The following is a 1,683-nucleotide window of genomic DNA, read 5'->3' on the forward strand; positions in this document are numbered from 1 at the left end:
GTGCATAGAAGCCAAGGACGGAGCCGCCCTTCGGCGTGTCGCCGACGCAGCGTTCAACGGGATTCGGTGTGCTCATGCAGCGACGATACGGAGCAAGTCGCACTTCGAGTAGACGCATGGAGCGATGAAGTGTTATACGTACCGCGCATGAAGCACACCCACGACCGGCTCGACCTCCTCGACACCTTCTTGAAGATTGGCGAGAGCGGGTCACTGAGCAAGGCGGCGCGCCTGCTCGACACCTCGCAGCCGACGGTCAGCCGCCGCCTGCTCGAACTGGAACGCATGCTGGGCTGCAAGCTGGCCCTGCGAACCACGGCCAGCTTCTCGCTCACCGACGAAGGCCGTTCGCTGCTGGCCGAGGCGCGCGATCTCGGCGACCGCTGGTCGAGCCTGTCGCATCGCTTGTCGGGCGGCCAGAGCCGGCCCGAGGGCACGCTGCGCGTGATCGGGCCTTCGGGCTACGGCACTGGGTTCCTCACTGACGCCGTGACCGACCTGCGCGCGGCGCATCCCGCGCTGCGGATCGAGCTGACGTTGACCGACCGGGTCATCGACCTGGTGGCCTCGGGCGCCGAATGCTGGATCTGCGTCGGCGAGGTGCGCGACCCGGACCTGGTGAGCCGCAAGCTCGGCGCCATGGAACGCATCCTGGTCGCCACGCCCGCGCTGGTGAAGCAGCTGGGGCCGGTCACGATCGCGCGGCTGCCTTCGCTGCCCTGCGTCGGCCTGGTGCCCTACGTGCAGGGCAATGTCCGACTGCTCGACCGCTCAGGGCGCGCACGCGTGGTCGCGCTCGACACCCCGATCAAGACCGACAGCCTGCTGTCCAGCTACCGGGCCATCCTCAACGGCGCCGGCATCGGCGGCGCCGCGCCCTGGATGTGCCAGGACGACCTGAAGGCCGGCCGCGTGCAGCGCGTGCTGCCCAACTGGTGGCTGGAGCCCATCGGCATCCACGTCGCACTGCCGCCCGGCATCTACCGGCCCGCGCGGGTCACGGMCTTCATCGAGGCGCTCAAGCGCCGGATGCACTTGCTGCCGGGCTTCCGGCCGACGACCTGAGCAGCCGGGCGCCAATGACACGTCGTTTTTTCCCAGAACTCGAAAGATGGAGACTGGCCTCGATTTGATCGATCCATTGCTGAAGAAATTGAGCAGAAGATTGGTGCCGCGATCCTTATTTATGTCTGCATAGATGACTCGACATTGCCTATGCACGATCAAAATCGTCTAGCAATTCGTGCTGCCCGCTCCGCGAGGTGGGCGCGAGGATTCTGCATGCACTGACTGGAATGGGTCTGGATGTCACAAAATACGAGTATGACGAGGATCGACCGATCTAGTGTAGTGCGCCACTCAGATATGTACTTATCTTTGGACCCGTGCCAATGCGGCCTTGGCTCGCGTGACCTTGGCCAGGATGTCGGTCGCGCTCTTGGATCGCGGTAGGGATGCCCGTTACCGGGCACCCCCCGCACAGATCCGGACGTGCCCGATTCGGGCATCCGGCTCCTACCTYGGGTGTTTGACGGCAAAGCGCTGGTTCGGCCATGGATGAAGGATTCGGGGTGTCGGGAGCCAGTGTGCGGCGAGCTTCGTCATCCGTTCCCACGTCAGGCCGTCCTTCTGACTACGCCGCCGAAGCGTGCGTCGCCAGAGGTCGGTGACGTGGTATCGGAA

Annotated in this window: 1 protein-coding gene; it reads left to right on the plus strand. The window is 65.0% G+C overall.

The features are described from left to right. The first annotated feature begins 147 nt into the window (after positions 1-147). On the plus strand, positions 148-1,065 hold the full coding sequence (locus AC1DY5_RS54590; RefSeq protein WP_478122523.1) for a LysR family transcriptional regulator: 918 nt from the start codon (positions 148-150) through the stop codon (positions 1,063-1,065). Positions 1,066-1,683: the final 618 nt, after the last annotated feature.

It is taken from the genome of Variovorax sp. P4_D9, from assembly GCF_056401695.1.